Annotated in this window: 18 protein-coding genes and 1 riboswitch; of the genes, 12 read left to right on the top strand and 6 right to left on the bottom strand. The window is 71.5% G+C overall.

Annotated features, from left to right (window positions below):
* Positions 1-85: 85 nt before the first annotated feature.
* The 7 genes from CP981_RS03650 (at position 86) to CP981_RS03620 (ending at position 7,966) form a co-directional block, all read left to right on the top strand.
* The gene (locus tag CP981_RS03650) at positions 86-715 is read left to right on the top strand and encodes a TetR/AcrR family transcriptional regulator (protein ID WP_085923605.1); all 630 of its coding nucleotides are present in this window, start codon (positions 86-88) and stop codon (positions 713-715) included.
* Positions 716-861: 146 nt separating this feature from the next.
* Entirely contained in the window at positions 862-1,257 is a 396-nt protein-coding gene (locus CP981_RS03645) for a hypothetical protein (RefSeq protein WP_085923604.1), read from the top strand.
* A gap of 375 nt (positions 1,258-1,632) precedes the next feature.
* Positions 1,633-2,610 (top strand): 2,3-diaminopropionate biosynthesis protein SbnA, encoded by a 978-nt coding sequence (gene sbnA, locus CP981_RS03640; protein ID WP_085923603.1) that lies wholly within the window; start codon positions 1,633-1,635, stop codon positions 2,608-2,610.
* Between the two features lie 16 nt (positions 2,611-2,626).
* A complete protein-coding gene (sbnB, locus tag CP981_RS03635) occupies positions 2,627-3,628 on the top strand; it encodes a 2,3-diaminopropionate biosynthesis protein SbnB (RefSeq protein ID WP_085923602.1) in 1,002 nt (333 codons plus the stop codon).
* Positions 3,625-5,475 (top strand): FAD/NAD(P)-binding protein, encoded by a 1,851-nt coding sequence (locus tag CP981_RS03630; protein WP_244329533.1) that lies wholly within the window; start codon positions 3,625-3,627, stop codon positions 5,473-5,475. The genes sbnB and CP981_RS03630 overlap by 4 nt, the downstream gene beginning before the upstream one ends.
* Entirely contained in the window at positions 5,472-6,674 is a 1,203-nt protein-coding gene (locus CP981_RS03625; RefSeq protein WP_085923600.1) for a trans-sulfuration enzyme family protein, read from the top strand. The genes CP981_RS03630 and CP981_RS03625 overlap by 4 nt, the downstream gene beginning before the upstream one ends.
* Positions 6,671-7,966, top strand: a complete 1,296-nt coding sequence (locus tag CP981_RS03620; protein WP_085923599.1) for a benzoate/H(+) symporter BenE family transporter — start codon at positions 6,671-6,673, stop codon at positions 7,964-7,966. The genes CP981_RS03625 and CP981_RS03620 overlap by 4 nt, the downstream gene beginning before the upstream one ends.
* A 136-nt stretch (positions 7,967-8,102) precedes the next feature.
* Here CP981_RS03620 and CP981_RS03615 read toward each other — a convergent pair whose 3' ends face one another.
* Positions 8,103-9,245 carry an alkene reductase gene (locus tag CP981_RS03615; protein ID WP_085923598.1) on the bottom strand — a complete coding sequence of 381 codons (1,143 nt, stop codon included), beginning with the start codon at positions 9,243-9,245 and terminating at the stop codon, positions 8,103-8,105.
* Between the two features lie 130 nt (positions 9,246-9,375).
* On the opposite strand from CP981_RS03615, the gene CP981_RS03610 reads away from it, so the two are divergent.
* Positions 9,376-10,260 carry a sigma factor gene (locus CP981_RS03610; protein ID WP_085923597.1) on the top strand — a complete coding sequence of 295 codons (885 nt, stop codon included), beginning with the start codon at positions 9,376-9,378 and terminating at the stop codon, positions 10,258-10,260.
* Positions 10,261-10,362: 102 nt separating this feature from the next.
* Here CP981_RS03610 and CP981_RS39115 read toward each other — a convergent pair whose 3' ends face one another.
* From CP981_RS39115 to CP981_RS03595, 3 genes are all read right to left on the bottom strand, one after another.
* On the bottom strand, positions 10,363-11,601 hold the full coding sequence (locus CP981_RS39115; protein ID WP_085923596.1) for an SPFH domain-containing protein: 1,239 nt from the start codon (positions 11,599-11,601) through the stop codon (positions 10,363-10,365).
* A gap of 104 nt (positions 11,602-11,705) precedes the next feature.
* Positions 11,706-11,927: a hypothetical protein gene (locus CP981_RS03600; RefSeq protein ID WP_078885681.1), complete on the bottom strand. Its 222-nt coding sequence runs from the start codon at positions 11,925-11,927 to the stop codon at positions 11,706-11,708.
* 130 nt (positions 11,928-12,057) lie between these two features.
* Positions 12,058-12,378, bottom strand: a complete 321-nt coding sequence (locus CP981_RS03595; protein WP_085923595.1) for a hypothetical protein — start codon at positions 12,376-12,378, stop codon at positions 12,058-12,060.
* Positions 12,379-12,540: 162 nt separating this feature from the next.
* Here CP981_RS03595 and CP981_RS03590 point away from each other — a divergent pair, with 162 nt between their 5' ends.
* Both CP981_RS03590 and CP981_RS03585 read left to right on the top strand, forming a co-directional pair.
* Positions 12,541-13,473, top strand: coding sequence for a hypothetical protein (locus tag CP981_RS03590; protein ID WP_085923594.1), 933 nt, complete (start codon positions 12,541-12,543; stop codon positions 13,471-13,473).
* A 45-nt stretch (positions 13,474-13,518) separates the two neighbouring features.
* A riboswitch (ZMP/ZTP riboswitch) is annotated at positions 13,519-13,607 on the top strand.
* Between the two features lie 21 nt (positions 13,608-13,628).
* Positions 13,629-14,483, top strand: a complete 855-nt coding sequence (locus tag CP981_RS03585) for a bifunctional 5,10-methylenetetrahydrofolate dehydrogenase/5,10-methenyltetrahydrofolate cyclohydrolase (RefSeq protein ID WP_085923593.1) — start codon at positions 13,629-13,631, stop codon at positions 14,481-14,483.
* A gap of 223 nt (positions 14,484-14,706) precedes the next feature.
* Here CP981_RS03585 and CP981_RS03580 read toward each other — a convergent pair whose 3' ends face one another.
* A complete protein-coding gene (locus CP981_RS03580; RefSeq protein ID WP_085923592.1) occupies positions 14,707-15,879 on the bottom strand; it encodes an NAD(P)/FAD-dependent oxidoreductase in 1,173 nt (390 codons plus the stop codon).
* The gene (locus tag CP981_RS03575; RefSeq protein ID WP_085923591.1) at positions 15,876-16,199 is read right to left on the bottom strand and encodes a bifunctional 3-phenylpropionate/cinnamic acid dioxygenase ferredoxin subunit; all 324 of its coding nucleotides are present in this window, start codon (positions 16,197-16,199) and stop codon (positions 15,876-15,878) included. Before CP981_RS03575 ends, CP981_RS03580 begins: the two co-directional genes overlap by 4 nt.
* Positions 16,200-16,367: 168 nt before the next feature.
* Here CP981_RS03575 and CP981_RS03570 point away from each other — a divergent pair, with 168 nt between their 5' ends.
* Both CP981_RS03570 and CP981_RS03565 read left to right on the top strand, forming a co-directional pair.
* Positions 16,368-17,168 (top strand): IclR family transcriptional regulator, encoded by an 801-nt coding sequence (locus CP981_RS03570; RefSeq protein ID WP_208852887.1) that lies wholly within the window; start codon positions 16,368-16,370, stop codon positions 17,166-17,168.
* A 186-nt stretch (positions 17,169-17,354) separates the two neighbouring features.
* Positions 17,355-18,440 (top strand): S-(hydroxymethyl)mycothiol dehydrogenase, encoded by a 1,086-nt coding sequence (locus tag CP981_RS03565; protein WP_085923590.1) that lies wholly within the window; start codon positions 17,355-17,357, stop codon positions 18,438-18,440.
* Position 18,441: the final 1 nt, after the last annotated feature.

Below are 18,441 nucleotides of genomic sequence, written 5' to 3'. Positions count from 1 at the left end.
TACATCACGGTAAGCCGCCCCCCGGAGGCGGTCAACGACGCATTGTGGCCGTCTTCGTGACGGTCCGACGAAGAGGAGCGTGGCGATGGCGAAGACCCCGCAGGACGGCACGGCGAACGCATCCCGGCGGGACGCGCAGGGCACCCGGCTGCGGTTGCTCGATGCCGCCTCGGAGCTGTTCGCCGAGCGCGGCTACGAACGGGCGACGGTGCGCGACATCGCCTCCCGCGCCGGGGCCAACCAGGCCCTGCTGTTCCGCTACTTCGGATCGAAGAAGGCCCTGTTCGGAGAGGTGATGGCGCGTGGCGGGCAGGAGCAGCTGCGCAGCACGCCCCCCGAGCGGCTGTTCGAGGTCGCGCTGCGCGGCATGCTGGCCGGCGGCGGCGGAGCGGGGGCCGACCGCTCGCTGGAGGTGTGCCTGCGCTCCATCGGCGGCAGCGACGAGATCGCGGAGGCGCTGCGCGGGCTGGGGGAGGAGTACGCGGAGGTCCTCGGCACGCTCTCGGAGTCCGACACCGGCAGTCTGCGGGCGGATCTGGCGCTGTCGTGGCTGCTGGGAATTGGCTTGATGCGAGTGGTCGTCGCCAAGGAACCGCTGGCGAGTGCGGACCCCGACACGGTCTGCGCACTCGTCGCGGGCGCCCTGGGGAACCTGCTGGAGAACCTCCCGAAGGACGGGTCGGCCGACGGGGGAAGCGCCGGGAATCCGGAGTGAGCGGCCGGGTCACGGCGTGGTTCCTTGCCCTGCGTGCTGCGTTCCAGTGACTCTGCGGCGGGTCGCAAGTCAGTGGACAAATGCCCGCTTATCGTCGTCTTTGCAGGAAATATTCATTTTCTGCTGAGTCGAGTGAAGGTGGAAACATGCTCCGTTCGATCCCGCGCGGCCTTGCAGTGGCCGGCCTGACCGCGGCTGCCCTCGTGGTGCCGACGGCAGGCGCCGCCACCGCCGCGACCACGCCCCCCAGCGGCACCCAGGCCGCCAACTGCGCCTCGCACCGCTGCGAGAAGGGCCACCCCGGCAACCAGCAGCACGACCGCCACCACGGCCGCGTCGGGCAGCGTGGCCACGACGGCTATGACGGCTTCGGCCGTGACCGCCGCGACGGCTACGGCCGCGACGGCGGCTACGACCGCTACGACCGCGACGGCTACGGCTACGGCCGCGACCGGGACCGCTACGACCGTGACCGCGACCGCGATGGCTACGGCCTGGGCAGGAACGGCCTGCTCAACCTCGGTCTCCTCGGCCTGCTCTGATACCCGTTCAGATGGCGCGTGGTGGGCCCGGGGTCCTGATCCCGGGCCCGCCGTCTGTCCGGGGGCGGCCGACGTTCACCCTGTCGCGTCACCGGAGGTAATGGCTGGTCAGGGGCGTTGTCATGGGGCGGGATCAAGCCACATTTCACGATTCAACGTTTTTGTTTTCCATATAATCATTGTCATCGGCCTTGCGTGATGGCAGGATTGTTCTGTCGCATCGCGAATGGGGGATTTGTGACAACGGGGGACGGGGGAAGAGTCCCTTCTGCGTAGCGCGCACCTGACCCGTGCGCCGACCAACAAGCCCGTGGGCTCCTCGCTTCGGCGAGCGCAATTGTTTTGCGCTGCCCATATTCAACGGTTTGGATTCTGGTGATAGCGGAAGAAGTTTATGATCTCGTACTGGATGATCTCTTCATCCGGCTTGACCAATTAGTTCCCGGCAGTTCAGTCTTCCTTAAACTGGAAGGCCTCAATCCTGCCGGTTCGGTAAAACTCAAAACGGCCGTCGCGCTGGTCGCGGCGGCCGAGGATTCCGGGCGCTGCTTCCCGCGGACCCGGCTGATCGAATCGACGTCGGGCAACCTCGGCGTCGCCCTGGCGATGGTGTGCGCGGCGAAGGGCTACCAACTCACCTGTGTCACGGACCCCAACGCCACCGCCCAGTCGCGGCGTCTGATGGAGGTCCTCGGCGCCGATGTGGTGGTCATCGACGTCAGGGACGTCCACGGCGGCTTTCTCCAGTCGCGTATCGACTACATCGGCGAGCGGCTGCGCCGCGACCCCGACCTGTGCTGGCTGAACCAGTACGCCAACCCGGCCGGGCCGCAGGCCCACCGGGACCGCACGGGCCGTGCGCTCCTCCAGGAGCTCGGCCATATCGACTACGCCTTCATCGGGGCCGGAACGACGGGCACCCTGATGGGCTGCGCGGAGTACCTGCGCCGCCACAGCCCCGCCACCCGGATCATCGCGGTGGACGCCGAGGGCTCCGTGACCTTCGGCGGGCCCGCCGCCCGCCGCCACATTCCCGGCCTGGGGACGAGCCGGCGGCCGGAAATTCTGGACACCGGGAATATCGACGAGGTCGTGCTCATTTCCGAGTCGGCTGCTGTGGACATGTGCCGGACGCTGGCCGAAGAACGCGGGTTGCTGCTGGGGGGCTCGTCCGGCACGGTGCTGTGTGCCGTGCAGGATGCCGCGAAGGAAATCCCGGACGGAAGTGTCGTGGTGGCCATTTCGCCCGACTTCGGGGACCGCTATCTGGAGACCATCTACAACGACGACTGGGTGGCGGAGCGCTGGCCGGAGAACGTCGGCAACAAAAAAATATCTCAGGCGCCGGCCTGAGTGGGGGGAATTCCTGATGTTCAACTTTGAGATCGTGGCCGGGGAAACGGTCCGTCAAGTTCTGCACGACAAGCGCGGAGATGTGCTCGGCATTGTCAGCAGCGCCTACCGGGCGCACGAGGCCGGGGACTCCGTCAACCCCGACAGCTACTTCCTCCGCTTTCCGGAGAAGCCGGATTCCCGGATCATCGCGCTGCCGGCCTTCCTGGGCGCCGATGTCCAGCTCGCCGGCATCAAGTGGATCGCGAGCTTCCCGGGCAACACCCGCCACGGCAACCCGCGCGCCTCGGCCGTGCTGCTCCTGAACGACTACGAGACCGGCTACCCGATCGCCTGCCTCGAAGCCGCCAACATCAGCGCGGCGCGCACCGCAGCCTCCGCGGCCGTCGCGGCGACCGCGCTCCGCCCGGACGGCTTCGCGGGGACCCGTATCGCCGTCGTGGGCGGCGGCGTCATCGCCCGCAACATCTGCGACTACCTGAACGTCGCGGGCTGCGCCCCGGACGCCTATCTCGTCCACGACCTCGACGAGGCCTCCGGGCAGGCGCTGGCCGACCATGTGCGCACCACCCAGAACCGCCCGGCCACCTTCACCGCCGACCTCGACGAAGCGCTGGGGGCCGACACCGTCGTGTTCGCCACGACCGCGCTGAAGCCCTACGTCAGCACACCGTTCAAGCCCGGCCAGCTCGTGCTCAACATCTCCCTGCGTGACCTCGCCCCTGAGGTGGTCCTGGGCGCGGACAACATCTTCGACGACGTCGAGCACTGTCTGAAGGCCCAGACCTCACCCCACCTCGCCGAGCAGCTGTCCGGCTCCCGCGAGTTCGTGACCGGCACCCTCGCCGGAGTGCTGAACGGGGAGGTGACGCCCGCCGCGGACCGCCCGGTGATCTTCTCGCCGTTCGGGCTCGGTGTGCTGGACCTCGCGGTGGGGGCGTTCGTCCTCGGTGAGGCCCGCAAGGACGGCAGCACCATCGAGGTGCCCAACTTCTTCGGGGAGACGCGCCGGTGGTGAATCACAGACCCCTCTCCGTCGCGATCGTGGGCGCCGGATCGCGGGGGCTGGGCGTCTTCGAGCGGCTCGTCGCGCACTGCCTGGCGCAGCCGGCCCCGCTCACCGTCCACCTCATCGACCCGCAGCCCTTGGGCGCCGGTTTCCATCTGCCCGGCCAGCCCGACCATCTGCTGCTCAACACCGTCTGCGCACAGCTCTCGGCCTTCGCCGACGACCGGATGGTCGACGGCCCGGTACCGGTCTCCGGCCCCTCACTGCACGCCTGGTGCCGGGACCGGGACCTGCGGCTGGCGGACGACGGCTACACCGTGCGCGCGGGGGAGGGGCGGGAGATCCAGCCCAACGACTTCCTGCCGCGCAGGCTGCTGAGCGAGTACCTCACCTGGGCGGCGGCGGAGATCACCGCCGCGGCGCCCGGAAGCCTCACCCTGCGGGAGCACCGTACGACGGCCGTCGACATCCTGCCCGGAGCGTCGGACACCGAGACGGTCGTCCTCGCCGACGGCACCCGGATCGACGCCGACTCCGTGTTCGTCACCGTCGGGCACCACTCGCTCTACGCCCCCGCGGAACCCGCTCCCGACCCGCGGCTGGTCACCCGCCCCTATCCGCTGCCCGAGGCGCTCGACAGCATCGGACCGGGCGAACGGGTCGCCGTCCTCGGCATGGGGCTGACGGCCATGGACGTCCTCGCCACCCTGACCCTCGGCCGCGGCGGCACGCATACGACGAGCGCGCGGGGGATGCGCTATCTGCCCAGTGGGCGGGAGCCGTTGATCGTGCTCACCAACCGCTCCGGGATGCCCTCGCGCAGCCGCCCGCGTCTCCACCCGGGACGGATGCGCTTCGCTCCACTGGCACTGACCACGGAACACCTCGACGCGCTCCGCGAGAGGCGGCCCGACCGGCGGATCGACTTCACCGCCGAGGTGCTGCCGCTCATCGAGGCCGAGATGGAACTCGCCTACTACCGCGTCCTGTTGGGCCGGGAGATGGGCGACGCCACGGATGCGGGCCTGGAGATGGCCCGGCGCTGCGCCCGGTCCGGCCACGAAACCCTGCGCGATGAGCTGCGCACCCGGTTCGGCACCACCCCGGTGCCCGGGCTCCTGTCCGCGAACCTCTCCGACCGGCAGTGGACGGGGTACGCCGCCTACCGCGACTGGTTCACCGCGGAGGTCGCCGCCGACCTGGCCGAGGCCCGCGACGGCCTCGGGGTGAGTCCGCTCAAGGAAGCCCTGGAGGTGCTCCGTGACCACCGCGATGTGCTGCGTGCGGTCATCGACCCGCCGGGCGTCGACGACGCGTCCCTGGCCACCTTCTTCGGGGAGTTCGCCGCGACGGTGAACCGGCAGGTGATCGGCCCGCAGCTGGACCGGTCGGCGGAGCTGCTCTCGCTGATCGACGCGGGGATCGTCCGGCTCGGCCCCGGCCCGCAGCCGAAGATCGTCGCACCGGCCGGTCAGGGGCCCTGGCGGCTGGAATCCACCTGCCTGGCCGAGCCGTTGCGGATGGAGGCCGACCACGTGGTGCAGGCGCATGTGGCCGAGCCGAGCGCCGACCGGACGCCCGGGACGCTGCTCGGCACGCTCGTCGCCGCCGGCCGCGTCCGTACCCTCGCGCACCGCGGCACGACGGTGCACGGGCTGGAGGTCACCCGGGAGGGCCGGGGGATCGACCGCACCGGCACCCCGCAGCCGCGCCTGTTCTTCCTCGGACCGCACACCGAGGGATCCAGCTACTACAACCACTATGTGCCCTCTCCCGGCGCGCCCTCCCGTGCGCTGCTGGACGCGGAACTTGCCCTGAGCACCGCTCTGCCGTCACTGATTACGAGGAAGCGATGAACAACAGCGAGACCTTCACCCCCTGGACGCAGGAGTACCGGCCCGAGACGCGCGCCGCGCAGGGCGACGGCTGGCGCTGTCCGACCACCGGCATGGTGCCGCCCCCGATCGGGCTGGGCGCGACCTTCGCGCGCGACAGCGAGTACCGGGCGCCGGCCGGCCTGGCGTATCTGCGCGACCAGGGCACACCGGGGTACGAGCAGGTCGAGCAGGTGGTGGCGGGCCTGGAGGGCGGCTCGGACGCGCTGGTCTTCTCGTCCGGCATGGCCGCCGCCACCGCCGTCTTCCAGGTGCTGCCGTCCGGTGCGCGGGTCGTGGTCCCGGAGACCATGTACTTCGGTCTCACCAAGTGGCTGCGGGAGTTCGGCACCCAGCGCGGCCTGGAGGTCGTCCAGGCGCCCATGAACGATCTGGACGCGGTGACCGCCGCGGTGACCGCCGCCCCGACCGCGCTGGTGTGGGCGGAGTCCCCGGCGAACCCCACCTGGACGGTGACCGATATCGCCGCCGTCGGCGAGATCGCCCACCGGGCCGGTGCCCTGTTCGGCGTCGACAACACCGTTCCCACCCCGGTGCACTCCCAGCCGTTCGCACTCGGCGCGGACCTGATCATGCATTCGGGCACCAAGTACCTCAACGGTCACACCGATGTCGTCGCCGGACTCCTCGTCAAGGCGCCGGGGAGCAGTGAGGCCCGGGACGAGATCTGGGAGCGACTGCGGCTGCACCGCCGGCTGACCGGCCCGATACTCGGCCCCATGGAGACCTACCTCCTGATGCGGGGCATACGGACGCTCTTCCCCCGTATGCGGCAGATCTCGGAGACCGCGAGGGCCGTGGCCGAGCACTTCGCCGAGCACCCCCGGATCCGGCGGGTGGCCTACCCGGGGCTCGCCACCGACCCGGGACACGCGGTCGCCGCCCGGCAGATGACGGGCGGCTTCAGCGGCATGCTCTCGCTGCATGTCGATGGCGAGTGGCAGCAGTCGCTGCGCACCGCGAACCACTGCGAACTCTTCATCCGTGCCACCTCGTTGGGCGGTGTGGAGAGTCTGATCGAACACCGCTACACCTTCGAAGGCCCGGGTAGTACCTCGCCGAAGGACATGCTGCGGCTGTCCATAGGCCTGGAAAGCCCCGCAGACCTTGTCGCCGACCTCGAACAGGCCCTGGAAAAGGCCGCGAAGGAAGACCGTTGAGTTCCAAGACACCCACGCCCCACCCCGACGCCGCTCCGCCGGGGTCCGCCCCGCCGGAGCGCGCGAAGCCGGCGGCGGCGGACGGGTCCCCGGCACCGGGGGCCCGGCCCGGCCTGTTCCGTGACGCCTCACTGTCCGCGGTCCTGGCGGGCTTCGTCGCCGTCGTCGTGTCCTACTCGGGCCCGCTCGTCATCGTGCTCGCGGCGGCCTCCGCCGGACATCTGAACACCGCTCAGACCAGCTCATGGGTCTGGGCCATCTCCATCGGCAGCGGGCTCACCTGTATCGCGCTGAGCCTGCGCACCAAGATGCCGGTGATCACCGCCTGGTCGACACCGGGCGCCGCCCTGCTGGTGACCAGCCTCGGGGCGTACTCCTACGCGGAGGCCATCGGCGCATTCATCGTCACGGGTCTGGTGATCACCCTGGTCGGGCTGACCGGAGTGTTCGGCCGGCTGATGCGGCAGGTGCCCACCGCCGTGGTCTCCGCGATGCTCGCCGGCATCCTCTTCTCGTTCGGCACCGGGGTGTTCACCTCCCTCAAGACCGCGCCGCTCATCGCCGGTTCGGTGCTGCTGGCCTACCTCCTGGCCAAGCGGTGGCTGCCCCGGTACGCCGTCCTGGTCGCCCTGGCGGCGGGCGTCGCGGCCAGTGCGGTCAGCTCCCGGCTGGACATCCACCTGGACCGGATCGAGCTGGCCAAGCCGGTGCTGACGACCCCGGAGTTCTCGCTCGCCTCCCTCATCGGCATCGCGGTGCCGATGATCCTGGCGACGCTCGCCTCCCAGAACGCACCGGGCATGGCCGTGCTCACCGCCTCCGGCTACCAGCCCAAGGACCGCCTGCTGATCGGTTCCACGGGCCTGGTGTCCACGGCACTGGCCCCCTTCGGCTCCCATGCCATCAACCTCGCGGCCATCACCGCCGCCATCTGCACCGGCCCCGAGTCGCACCGCGACCCGCGGCGGCGCTATGTGGCCGGCGTCTCCTGCGGAGCGTTCTACCTCCTGATCGGAGCCTTCGGTTCCACCCTGGTGGTGCTCTTCGCGGGCCTCCCCAAGGAACTGGTGGCGGCGGTCGCCGGAGTCGCCCTGCTCGGTGCGCTGGCCGGCGGGCTGACCGGGGCGGTGAAGGAGGAGAAGGACCGGGAGGCGGCCCTGATCACCTTCCTCGCCACCGCCTCCGGCCTCACCCTCTTCGGCATCGGCTCCGCCTTCTGGGGCCTCCTCTTCGGCGTCATCGCCCACCTCGTCCTGACCCGCTTCCGCAAGCCCACGGAAGCCGCCAAGTAAGCCGGGCCGGCCCCGCGCCGGCACCGGCCACGACGCGACCGGGGCCCCACGGGCCGCCGGGCACCTCTGCGTGTCCGGCGGCCCGTGTGTGTCCGGCGGCGCGTGTCGACGGGAACCTCCCGAGGCCCGGTCGTCCTCAGGGGGCGAGCGCCTCCACGGCCCGGGCGGGACTGCCCGACGGGATGTGGTCGACATAGCCCTCGGCCCCGCCGGTGTAGTACGTGGCCGGGTCGCTGACGGCCGGCGCCCGGCGCAGGGCGAACCGGGTGACGAGGTCGGGGTTGGCGATGAAGTGGGTGCCGAAGGACACGGCGTCGGCGATTCCGGCCTCGATGACGGCGTTCCCCGACTCGCGGTCGAAGCCGTTGTTCGCGACCAGGGGACCGTCGAACCGGCGCCGGTAGCGTGCGAGCGCCGCGAGGTCGGGCCCGCCGTCCGCCGCCGTGCGGTCCGGGCCCCGCAGATGCAGGTAGGCCACGGGACGGTCGTTGAGCTCCGTCACCAGGGCGTCGTAGTCGGTGAGTGTCTCCTCGTCGGCCCGGAACCGGTCCCCGTCGCTCCAGTAGGGACCCAGGCGGACACCGACGCGCCGGCCCGGCCACGGCTCGGCCACCGCGTCGACGATCTCCAGCAGCAGCCGTCTCCGGCCGGCAGGGTCGCCGCCGTAGGCGTCGGTGCGGAGGTTCAGACGGGGGTTGAGGAACTGCGTGATCAGAAAGGCGCCAAGGGCACCGATCTCGACCCCGTCGAAGCCCGCACGCCGCGCGTTCGCTGCGGCGGCCCGGAAGTCGTCGACCGTCGCCGCGATATCGGCGGTGGTCATTTCCCGGGGAGTGACCGTGTCCTTGAACCCGTCGGCGGTGAAGGACTTCGTACGGGGATTGACCGCTGACGGCCCGCCGGGCAGCTCTCCGCCCAGGTGATCGGGGTGCGAGGCGGCGCCGGTGTGCCAAAGCTGGAGCACGATACGGCCGCCGAGGGCATGCACGAGGCCGGTGACCCGCCGCCACCCGGCGATCTGCTCCTCGCGGTAGATGCCGGGTACGTTGACGAAGCCGATGGCCCGTTCGCTGACCCAGGTCCCCTCGGTGATGATCAGCCCGGCGGTGGCCCGCTGGCCGTAGTAGGTGGCGATCAACTCCGTTGGTACGAGGGCGTCGTTGGCCACGCGGGCCCGGGTGAGCGGGGCCATCACCACCCGGTTGGGCAACGTGAGGTCCCCGAGTTCCGCGCGCCACAGCAGCGGCTGGTCGGGGGTGGTCGGCAGAGTACTGCTCATGGTGGGTCCTCCTCGGCGCCGGGACGGGGCGGTCGCTGGACCGTATTCGGTCCGGACCGCGGTGCCCGGTCACCTCGGCTCGGTGGGGTCCGTCATCAAGGTGACGGAGCGGGACGACGGAAGGTGACCGATGGACGAGCAGGACCGGCTGGCGGAACGGTTCGAGACCCAGCGCGGTCATTTGCGCGCGGTCGCCTACCGGATGCTGGGCTCCCTCAGCGACGCGGACGACGCCGTGCAGGAAGCCTGGCTACGGCTCAGCCGCGTCGACAGTGACACCGTCGAGAACCTGCCCGGATGGCTGACGACGGTGGTGTCCCGGGTCTGCCTCGACATCCTGCGCTCCCGGACCGCACGACGGGAGGAACCGGTCGGACAGGCACTCCCGGACCCGACCGGGGACGCCGGCGACGGAACCGGCCCGGAACCCGAAGCGCTGCTGGTCGACTCGGTCGGCCGGGCGCTGCTGGTGGTGCTGGACACCCTGGCCCCCGCCGAGCGGATCGCCTTCGTCCTGCACGACATGTTCGCCGTGCCGTTCGACCGGATCGCTCCGCTCGTGGCGCGTTCACCCGTCACCACGAAGAAGCTCGCCAGCCGCGCACGCCACAAAGTCCGGGGCACTCCGGCCGTTCCCGCCGCCGATCTCGCCCGGCAACGCAGGGTCGTCGACGCCTTTCTCGCCGCGTCGCGCAACGGTGACCTCGACGCGCTGCTTGCGGTGCTGGCTCCCGGCGTCGTGCGCCGGGCCGACCCCGCTGCCCTGCCCCCGGGTGCGCCGGCCGAGCTTCGCGGTGCGCGCTCCGTGGCCCAGGGGACCCTGGTCTTCGGGCGGAAGGCGCGCTTCGCGGCACCGGCGCTGGTGAACGGGACCGTGGGGATCGTCGTGGCCCCGCGAGGACGGCTGCTTCTCGCCCTCGCCCTCACCGTCGAGGGCGAACGGATCACCGCCTACGACGTGATCGCCGACCCCGAATGTCTCCGGCAACTCGACCTGGCCGTCCTCGACGCGTAACCGGCCCCCGCGGCCCGGCACACCGTTCCGGCCCCGTACGGGCGCCCGGCCCCGTACCGATCTCCAGTGCGTCCCGAGGCCCGGCCCCGTACAAGGGCCCGGTCAGGACGTCCCCGACCCCGCGCCCTCCTGCTTCAGCTTGGTCACCTTCCGGGGGAGTGACCCCGTGCCGTCGGCCGGTGGGGGAGTGGGGACGGGCGGGCCGGTGCCCTGTTTCAGGCTGTCGAGGATGGTCAGGGCCTGGCCGACGATGCCGGAGACGAGCTCGTTCACGCCGTCGGAGCCGTTGAGGACGGTCAGCCGGGCGCCGGAGAGGCCTTGGGCGGCGGATGCGGCGAGGGCGGGGAGGTTTTCGACGGTGCGGTTGGCGGCGATCAGTTCCTGGTTGCCCTCGCGCAGCGAGACCGCGAGGGCCGTGTTGGCATCGGCACGCGCCTGGGCGACGGTCCGTTCGGTGTACGCGCGGGCGTCCGCCTCGAACCGGACCTGGTCACGCTGCGCCTCCGCCAGGGTGCGCAGCCGGTACGCCTCGGCGTCCGCGGGGCGGCGTACCTCGGCCTCCAGCCGCTGGGCGGCGAGCGAGGCCTGCCGCTGGGCCAGTGCGGTCTGCTCCTCGATGACCTCCTGTGAGGCCCTGGCCTGGGAGAGCGGGCCGGCCTGCGCGGCGCGGGCGTTGTACTGCTCGGTCTCGGCGAGGAACCCGGCCCGCTTGATCGCGGTGTCCCGCTCGTACTCGGCCTTCAAGGCCGCCGCCTGCTGCTCGCGTTCGGTCGCCTCCTGGTCGGCCTTGGCCTGCGCGATCCGGGCCGTGCTGGCCACCGCGGCGGCGTGCGGTGCGGCGAGATTGGTGATGTAGCCGGAGGTGTCGGCGATCTCCTGGATCTGCAGGGCGTCGACGACGATGCCGAGTTTCTCCATCTCGGAGTGGCTGCCGTCCTTGACCTCCTGGGCGACCCGGTCCCGCTCCCGGATGATCTGCTCGACGGTCAGTCCGCCGACGATCGAGCGCAGATGACCGGCGAAGATCCGGCCGACCAGCTCTTCCATGGTGGTCTGCTCGGCCAGGAACCGGCGCGCGGCGTTGGCGATGGACGTCTGGTCGTCCCCGACCTTGAAGACGGCGACCGCCCGGACGCCGAGCCGGATGCCCTGCTGGGTGACGCAGTCCTCGGAGATCTCCGCCTCCCGCAGCGACAGCGACAGCACACTCGCCTTCTGTTTGACGGGCATGACCCAGCAGCCATGGCCGGTGACGATACGGAATTGGGCGTCCCCGGCCCGGCGCTTCGAGCCGGAGATCAACAGCGCCTCGTTGGGCGCCGGAACATGCCAGAACAACATCGGAAGGCTCCTGGTCCGATGCGACCGGCCCCGGTGGGGGTGCGGGCACGGCCGCGGGAAAGGGAGTGCTCACGTGGCCGGCGACGGTCGTCGGGACCGCCGGGTCACGCGGGCAGCGGCGCGACGATCACCGACCGCGCCGAGGTGTGGTCCACCACGATGACCTGCGTGTGCCGGGCGATGGGCTCGCGGGACCAGGCGGCGAAGGCCTCGGTGCCGCCGCGTACCGGCAGCAGCACCTCACCCGGGCCGTCGGTCGGGATGGAGACGGTCACCCGCCCGATCACCCCGATCGGGCTGAAGTCCGTGTCATCCGTCGCGCTCACCCGGGCTCCGTCGCTGGTCAAAGCCGCTGCCGGCGCAGCCGCCGGACAGCGGGAAATCCTCGACAACTCAACGGTACTCCGGCCGGGGTGCCGCCCGCGCCGCCGGCCCGGCGGGCGCCGCAGACCTGGTTCAGGCGTCCAGACGGGCGGGCCGGGCCGCCGGGACCGTCGGCTTTCGCGGGGGCAGTACGTCGGGCGCACGATGGGGCCGGAGGGCCGTGAGGGCGATCTCGGTCTCCTCCATCAGCGCACGGTAGGAGACCAGGCGCTGCCACTCGGGATCGGCGACCCCGGGCACCGTGGCGGCGCGCTCGGTCCACTGCTTCACCAGCCCGGCGTACACCGGTGTCTGCCTGATGACCTCCGCGGTGATCCACCGGGGCATCTGCCCGGGGCGGGGGAGGGACGTCGGTCCGTGACCTGCGACGGTGCCGGAAGAGGGGACGCTCATGGCCGTAGAAACGATTCTTCGACGCTGGGGTCACTGCGTATTTTTGCAGCCGTCCGTACTTCCGCCAGGTAGGCGGGGACGCATCTCCATCGAATATCACCTTATGCAGTGATCTATAGCCGGGAAGCGGTCCAATCCGGACGAAGGAACGTTGTCGCAGTCATGGAACCGAGGGAGTTGTGGGAGCGCCACGCGGTACTCGCACAGGCGTTTTGCAGCAGCGATGACGAGGTCCGCCGTACACAGGGACTCCTCGACGAGGCCGAGGCCCGCCGTTCGCGGACCCTGGCCGCCTTCGCCGTGACCGTGGGCAGCGACGCGGTGGTGGCGGATCTGCTCGGCCTGGACGAACGCGAAGTGCGGCTGGCCCGGCGCACGGTGGGCAAGGAGGACGCCCGCGAGGTCGCCAAGAGCCTGCTCGCCCAGCGCCCGAACGAGCCCGCCGCCGCACCGCAGCAGCCCGCACCCCAGGCCCCCACGGCGCAGGCCCCCACCCCGCAGCCCGCTCAGGGGGCCGCCGCGCCGGGCCCCGCCGCGCACGCCACGCCCCCACCGCCCCAGCCGGGACCGGCCGCCGCCCCCCAGCCCTCCGAACCGGCCTGGGCCCCGGCGCTGGACGCGGTCCTGATGAGCAGCTGGCACAACGGCGTCGACCTCACCGCCCTGGCCACCGAACTCGGCCTCGACGTCCGGCTGCTGGTGGCCCGCGCACAACAACTGTCCGCAGAGAGCCGCCCGATGCCGCCCACCCCCTCGGACCGTACGGGACGGCACCGCCGGCTGGTCAACGTCCCGCCCCCACAGCCGGAGGCTTCCCCTCTGACGTGGCGCGAGCGACCACAGCACCCCCCACGGGAGCACTACGAGCAGGAACCCTGGAAGCAACAGCCGTACCAGCACTATCCGGACCAGCAGCAGTACCAGGATTACCGGGTGTACGAGGAGCACCAGCAGTATCAGCAGCCCGCCCAGCCCACCTGGGATGCCAATGCCATCACCGCTGCCCAGCACGACTGGGACGGCATCCTCAGTCAATGGGAGGCCACCGCCGCGCCCCAACCACCCCTCTCCGCACCGGGGCAGGGCGGCGGGTAGCGGGGAAAACCGGACGCCGCTCCCTCCCGACGTCGATTACAGTGGGCGCCGAGCCGTGACTGGCGCTTGGGTGGAGTACCACCGGGGAGCGGCTCGGCCATCCACGGCCGGTGCCGCGCGCCTGGGCGATTCCACACGACGCTCAGGAGCAGCCCATGTCCCCGGAAGCCCGCCTCATGGACGGCAGCGCACTGGCCCGCGGCCTCGTCGAACAGGCCGCCCGGCGCGCGGCGGACCTCACCGAACGGACCGGCACGGCCCCGTGCCTGGCGACCGTACTCGTCGGCGACGACCCCGCCTCGGTGACGTATGTCCGTATGAAGCGCAACCGCTGCGCGAAGGCCGGGATCCTCTCCCGGCATGTCGCCCTGCCCGCCGCCACCACGACCGCGGAGCTGGTCGACACGATCACCGCGCTGTCGAACGACCCCGCGGTGCACGGCATCCTGTTGCAGCACCCGGCCGGCCCGCACATCGACGAGCGCGCCGCGTTCGAGGCGATCGCCCCGGAGAAGGATGTCGACGGCGTCACCTGCCACTCCTTCGCCGCGATGAGCTTCGGCCTGGACGGCTTCGCTTCCTGCACGCCCGGCGGCATCCTCCGGCTGCTGGATCACTATGACGTCGACCTGGCCGGCAAGCACGCCGTCGTGGTCGGCCGCAGCGCGATCCTCGGCAAGCCGGTGGGGATGCTGCTGCTCGGCCGCAATGCCACCGTCACCTACTGCCACTCCCGCACCACCGATCTGGTGTCGCTCACCCAGGAGGCCGATGTGCTGATCGCGGCCGTCGGCCGGCCCCGGTTCCTGGGCGCCGAGCACATCAAGCCCGGGGCCGTCGTGATAGACGCCGGCTCCAACCCGGGCAACGTCGGGGATGTGGACTTCGATGCGGCACGCACCCGCGCCGCCCTGATCACGCCGGTCCCCGGCGGCGTCGGCCCCATGACCATCGCCACCCTGCTCACCCAGACCGTCGACGCCGCGGCCGCCCAGCTGAAAGCGGGCTGACCGCCGCCCGGCGGAGCGGTTGCGGACGGTGGCGCGGGGCGTGGAACGCCGCCGGCCGGCAGACGTTCCGCTGTTCCGAACACCCCACGGCGCCGCCGTCATCCGCTGTGCACTGTCTGCTGCGCCACAGTCGCCACCCGCGTCGTCGCACCGCTGCCGTCATCCCACAGCCGTCATCCCGCCGCCCTCCCGCTGCCGCCTCGCACCGCACCGCCGGCCGGGGTCAGGTGGTGACCGGCTGGGCGGCGCGGGCGAGTTCGCGGCGGAGGCGCATGAAGGGGCGGGGGCGGTTCAGGGCCAGGACCGCGGTGGTCCGCCCGTCGCGTTCGTAGCAGGCGAGGAAGCTGCGGTCGTCGGGTGAGCCCTCGACGATGCGCGGGATGTCGGTGGGCAGGCGCCGGCCGGCGAACTGGATGCGTACGCCGTACTGGTCGGACCAGAAGTACGGCAGGCTCCGGTGGGTCGCGACGGTGCGGCCGGCCAGCAGGTTCCGGACGGCGACGGCGGCCTGTTCGGTGGCGCTGGTCCAGTGTTCGGCGCGGGTGCCGTCCGCCCTGGCGACATCGCCGACCGCCACGATATGAGGCTGCGGAGTGACCCCGCCCGCGTCGCAGCACACCCCGTCGTCGAGCGGGAGTCCGGAGCCTTCGAGCCAGGCGGTGTGGGGGCGTACCCCGATGCCGATGACGACCACGTCGGCGGGGAGCAGCCGGCCGTCGGCCAGCTCGACCGCGGTGACACGGTGGCCGGCGCCACCGTCGTGCAGGCGGGCGACACCGGTTCCGGTGAGCAGGGTGACGCCGTGGTCCGCATGGAGGGCGGCGCAGATCCCGGCCATCGTGTCGCCGAGTTGGGGGACGAGGGGGCGCGCGGCGGCTTCGACCACGGTGACGTCGTGGCCGAGTGCGGCGCAGGACGAGGCGACCTCCGCGCCGATGAACCCGCCACCGATCACCACGACCCTGACCGGGCCGCGGGTCAGCTCCGCGCGCAGGGCCTGGGCGTCCTCAAGGGTGCGCAGGGTGTGGGTTCCGGCGGGCGCCGGGCCGGGGAGGCGGCGCGGGGTGGCGCCGGTGGCGATCACCACACCGTCGGTGGTCAGGGACCGGCCGCCGTCGAGGAGTACCGCGCGCTCCTGGGTGTCGAGGCCGGTGGCGCGGGTGCCGAGCAGCCATTCGGCGTCCAGTTCGGCGATCTCCTCGGCGTCGGCCAGGGCCAGTTGACCCTGGTCCGCGGTGGCGCCGGTGAGGAACGCTTTGGACAGCGGCGGGCGGTCGTAGGGGCGGTGGTGTTCCTCCCCGACGATCACCAGCCGGCCGTCGAATCCCTGGGCGCGCAGGGCCCGCGCGGCGTAAAGGCCAGCCAGCGAGGCCCCGATGACAGCGACCGACTTCATGCGGCGGTGCCTTCCTCGGCGGCGTGGTGGTGGACGTAGATCATGCCGTCCTCGACGGTCACGGGGTGGGTGCGCACGGCCCGGCGGGCGGGCAGGCAGGTCGCCGCCCCGGTGCGCAGATCGAACGACGCGGCGTGCAGCGGGCATTCGACCAGGCAGCCCTCCAGCCAGCCGTCCGAGAGGGAGGCGTCCTGGTGGGTGCAGGTGTCGTCGATGGCGTACAGCTGCCCGTCGGTGTGGAAGACGGCGATCGGAGGTGCGGTGTCGATGCGTACGGACTCGCCGGTGGGCAGGTCGGCGAGCGGGCAGACAGGAATCACAGGACCCCCCTGTTACTGTTCGGTATCATCGAGTTTCGCTTTGCGCACGATGAGGCGCCATGCGCAACAGAATCCAGCCGGGGAGCGGATGCGTCAAGCGGTCCCCGGAAATGCCGGACCTTCGAATCCCGTGCCTCGGCCGGGGTGCCAGGTGGTGAGATCCAACAGATGACGGACAGCGTGGAGGGGCAGGCGGAAGCCAAGCCGCCCAAGCAGCCGGGCGGTGTGCAGTCCGTGGACCGGGCCGTGACCGTGCTGGAGATCCTGGCCCGCCACGGCGAGGCCGCCGTGACCGAGGTCGCCGAGGAGCTGGGCGTCCACAAGTCGACCGCGTTCCGGCTGCTGGGTGTGCTGGAGAACCGCGGGCTGGTCGGGCAGGAGCAGGAGCGCGGCAAGTACTACCTCGGAGCCGGGGTGCTGCGGCTGGCCGGAGCGGCGGCCGTACGGCTGGACATCTCCCAGGAAGGCGCGCCGGTCTGCCGGCAGCTGGCCGCGGAGCTGGGGGAGACGGTGAACATCGCGGTGCTGGAGAGCGATGCCGCGGTCAACGTCACGCAGGCGCGCGGCCCGGCCTCGGTCACCGCGCAGAACTGGCTCGGCCGCCGTACGCCCCTGCATGCCACCTCCAGCGGCAAGGCGCTGCTCGCGTATCAGCCCAGGGCGGTCCGGGAGGCCGTGCTGGCGCGGAAGTTGCCGCGGCTCACCGAGCGGACGGTCACCTCGGCAGCCGCGCTGCGCCGTGAGCTCGCCGAGGTGGTCGAGAAGGGTTTCGCGGTGGCGATCGAGGAGCTGGAGCTCGGGCTGCGGGCGGTCGCGGCGCCGGTGCGGGCGCCCGACGGCTCGGTGATCGGGGCGATCAGTGTGTCGGTGCCCGCCTACCGGCTGGCCGAGGAGCGGCTGCCCGAGGTCGTCAAGGCCACCGTTTCCGCGGCCGGGGAGCTGTCGCGGCGGATGGGGTACGGCAGTTGACCCGATGACGGGTGCGGGTGGCGGCGGGGCCGGGGCGTATGTTCCGGCCCCGCCTTCGTATCCGGGTGCGCGGGAAATCCGTTGCCAAGAGCTGGCTCGTACCTCTTGACGGTGCCGATCCGGCGTTCCCACTATGTCTCTCATCGCGCAACCAGTCGTGCAGTGCGCAACACGGAGGGGTAGGGCATGCCACACCACGTCCATGCCGTCGTCGCGGCGAAACAAGGCGCACCCGTCGAGCCGCAGATGATTGTGGTACCGGACCCCGGCCCGGGAGAAGTGCTCGTCGCCGTGCAGGCCTGCGGGGTCTGCCACACCGACCTGCACTACCGGGAAGGGGCGATCAACGACCAATTCCCGTTCCTCCTCGGCCATGAGGCGGCCGGTGTCATCGAGTCCGTCGGGCCCGGCGTCACCGATCTCGCCCCGGGTGACTACGTCGTCCTCGCCTGGCGGGCGCCCTGCGGCAGCTGCCGGTCCTGCCGCCGCGGCCGGCCCTGGTACTGCTTCGACTCCCGCAACGCCACCCAGCCGATGACCCTGCTGGACGGCACCCCGCTCGCCCCCGCGCTCGGCATCGGGGCCTTCGCCGAGAAGACGCTGGTCGCCGCCGGGCAGGCGGTCAAGGTCGACCCGCACGCCCGTCCCGAGGCGGCCGGTCTCATCGGCTGCGGAGTGATGGCCGGTTACGGGGCGGCGGTGCACACCGGCGGGGTCGGCAGCGGGGACACCGTCGCGGTCATCGGCTGCGGCGGGGTCGGCAACGCGGCGATCGCCGGGGCCTCGGTCGCCGGGGCGCGCCGGATCATCGCGGTCGACATCGACGACCACAAGCTGGACGGCGCCACCCGCTTCGGCGCCACCCACACCGTCAACTCCCGTGGTACGGACCCCATCGAGGCGGTCCGTGGACTGACCGGCGGCCATGGCGCGGATGTGGTGATCGACGCGGTGGGCCGGCCCGAGACCTACCGCCAGGGCTTCTACATGCGGGACCTGGCCGGCACTCTGGTCCAGGTCGGCGTCCCCGACCCGGACATGCGCCTCGAACTGCCGCTCATCGATCTCTTCTCCCGCGGCGGCGCCCTGAAGTCCTCCTGGTACGGGGACTGTCTGCCCAGCCGCGATTTCCCCGTCCTCATCGACCGCTACCTCAGCGGACGGCTCGACCTCGACGGATTCGTCACCGAGACGATCGGCCTGGACGAGGTGGAGTCCGCGTTCGCCAAGATGCGCGACGGCCGGGTACTGCGCTCCGTCGTGGTCCTGTAAC

The sequence above is a fragment of the Streptomyces platensis genome, assembly GCF_008704855.1.
GTDB lineage: Bacteria > Actinomycetota > Actinomycetes > Streptomycetales > Streptomycetaceae > Streptomyces > Streptomyces platensis.
This window is presented reverse-complemented; position numbering and strand designations above follow the sequence as displayed.